A 2,355-nucleotide genomic window follows, 5' to 3' on the forward strand; every position below is an offset into this window, starting at 1 on the left:
CACGCATGCCCGGCTTCTCCGAACAGGTGCTCGACGCCACGCAGCTGCAGCAGCTGATTGCCTACCTGCAGCACATGGCCACGCGCAAGCTCTCGCCGCCGGGCTAGCGCGGCAGGCTCTCCTCCAGCGCCTCGCGGATCAGGCTCTGCAGCAACTGCACCGGCTCGCTCGGCTGCGCCTCGGCGCGGTGCAGGGCCAGCTCCAGAGTCGGCAGCGGCGGTAACCCGCTGCTGCCGCTCGGCAGGACCTCGACGCCGGCCGGCAGGCACAGCGCCGTACGCACGGTGATGCCCAAGCGCGCACGCGCGGCGGCCCACAGCCCCCCCAGGTTGGCGCTGGAAAACGCCACGCGCCAGGGCAAACCGGCACGATCCAGCGCCGCGCATGGCTCGGAACGGAACAGGCATGGCGCCTCGAAGCACAGCAGCGGCAACGGTTCGCCCGCCTGTTCGCGCCAGCGGGCCAGCACCTCGGCGTCGCCGATCCAGCACATCGGCACGCGGCCCAGGAGCTCGCGCCCCGGCGCAGCGGGATCGCCACCCCAGACCAGCGCCAGGTCGAGCCCACCAGCGGCGAGCGCCCCGAGCAACTCGGCGTTGCGCGCCACCCGCACCTCGATGCGCACCCGTGGATGCAAGCGCGCGAAGCGGCCGAGCACCTCCGGCAGGAGGATTTCGCCGAAGTCTTCCTGCAGACCCAGACGCACCTCACCACCGAGCCGGCCGCTGTGCAGCGCGGCACAGGCCTCGTCATTGAGGGCCAGCAGGCGCCGGGCGTAGGCCAGCATCAGCTCGCCGCTGTCGGTCAGCGCCAGGCCGCGCCCCGCGCGACGCAGCAGCAAGGCGTCGGCCTGACTCTCGAGCTTGCGCAGCTGTGCGCTGGTGGCCGAGGTCGAGCGCCCCAGGCGCTGCGCGGCGCGAGCGAAGCTGCCCAGTTCGACCCCGGTAACGAAGGTGCGCAGGGCGTCCATGTCGAAGTTGGTCAGGCGCATGACACTCCCATTTTTTGGAATCAACAGTTGGAAATTATCCGATTTTCAGCACGGATTCTCTCTCGCACACTGCCAGACCTCAAGCGCGAGGCATCCGGCCTGCGCATGTGCAGCGAGAACCGATCATGAACATGCCCGCTCCCACCGCCACCACCTGTCCGCCACAGGCCCCGCCGCTGAGCCAGCGCTGGAAGGTGCTGATCGCCGGCTTCGTCGCCAACGCCGCACTGATTGCCGCCACCGCCGGCCTGCCGACCACGGCACTGAGCCTGAGCAGCGACTACGGCTTCGGCCATGCCGAACTGGCCTGGGTCTTCGGCAGCATGGGTCTGGGACTGGCTCTGAGCGAGTTGCCCTGGGGCATGCTGACCGACCGCTGGGGCGACCGCCCGGTGCTGCTCTGCGGCCTGCTGGTGACTGGCCTGGCGCTGCTTGGCCTGGCCATCGGCGGGCAGCCGGGTGATGGCGCCCTGATACGCCTGTGCGCCGGCCTGACGCTCGCCGGGCTGGCCGGCGGTAGCGTGAACGCCGCCAGCGGTCGAGCGGTGATGGCCTGGTTCGGCCCCGGCGAACGCGGGCTGGCCATGAGCATCCGCCAGACCGCCGTGCCCCTGGGCGGCCTACTGGGGGCCTGCGTGCTGCCGTCACTGGCGCGCCAGCAAGGGTTCAGCCTGGTGTTCGGCCTGCTCGCCGGGCTCTGCGCGCTGGCCGGCTACCTGACCTGGCGCTGGCTGCACGAGGCTCCCGGCCAGGCCCAGGCGGAACCCGAGCGCCGCACCCTGCGCCCGGCCTGGAGCGAAGCGCCGCTGTGGCGCCTGGCGCTGGGTATCGGCGTGCTGTGCATGCCACAGTTCGTGATCCTCAGCTTCGGTGCGGTGTTCATACACGAGCAGCTCGGCGGCAGCCTGCTCATGGTCAGTGCCAGCCTGGCCACCCTGCAGCTCGGTGCCGCCGTCGCACGCGTGCTGAGCGGGCGCTGGAGCGACCGCAACGGCAATCGTCATCTGTACCTGTGGCGCTGCGTGCTGGCCGCCGCTGCGGCCTACCTGCTACTGGCCGGTGCCACTGCCCTGCTGACGCGGCAGATGCTGCCCCCGGCGCTGGTGCTGGCGCTGCTGATCGGCTGCGGCATCCTGATCTCGGCGTGGCATGGCGTGGCCTATACCGAACTGGCCAGCCAGGCCGGCGTGGCCCGTGCGGGCACGGCGCTGGGCATGGCCAACACCCTGGTGTTCGTCGGCATGTTCCTCACCCCGACGCTGGTCGCCGCCGGCCTGCGCCACGGTGACTGGCCGCTGGTGTGGGGCGTGGCGGCCCTGCTGACGCTGGCAGCCTGGCCGCTGCTGCGCGCGTCGCGCGGCTGA

The 2,355-nt window shown here is 71.5% G+C and carries 2 protein-coding genes; one reads left to right on the forward strand and one right to left on the reverse strand.

Features of this window, described 5'->3' with window-relative positions; genetic code table 11:
- Positions 1 to 103: 103 nt before the first annotated feature.
- Positions 104 to 991, reverse strand: coding sequence for a LysR substrate-binding domain-containing protein (locus J0A65_RS22400; protein ID WP_206596533.1), 888 nt, complete (start codon positions 989 to 991; stop codon positions 104 to 106).
- A 125-nt stretch (positions 992 to 1,116) separates the two neighbouring features.
- On the opposite strand from J0A65_RS22400, the gene J0A65_RS22405 reads away from it, so the two are divergent.
- A complete protein-coding gene (locus J0A65_RS22405) occupies positions 1,117 to 2,355 on the forward strand; it encodes an MFS transporter (protein ID WP_206596534.1) in 1,239 nt (412 codons plus the stop codon).

The sequence above is a fragment of the Bowmanella yangjiangensis genome (assembly GCF_017255015.1).
GTDB lineage: Bacteria > Pseudomonadota > Gammaproteobacteria > Enterobacterales > Alteromonadaceae > Bowmanella > Bowmanella yangjiangensis.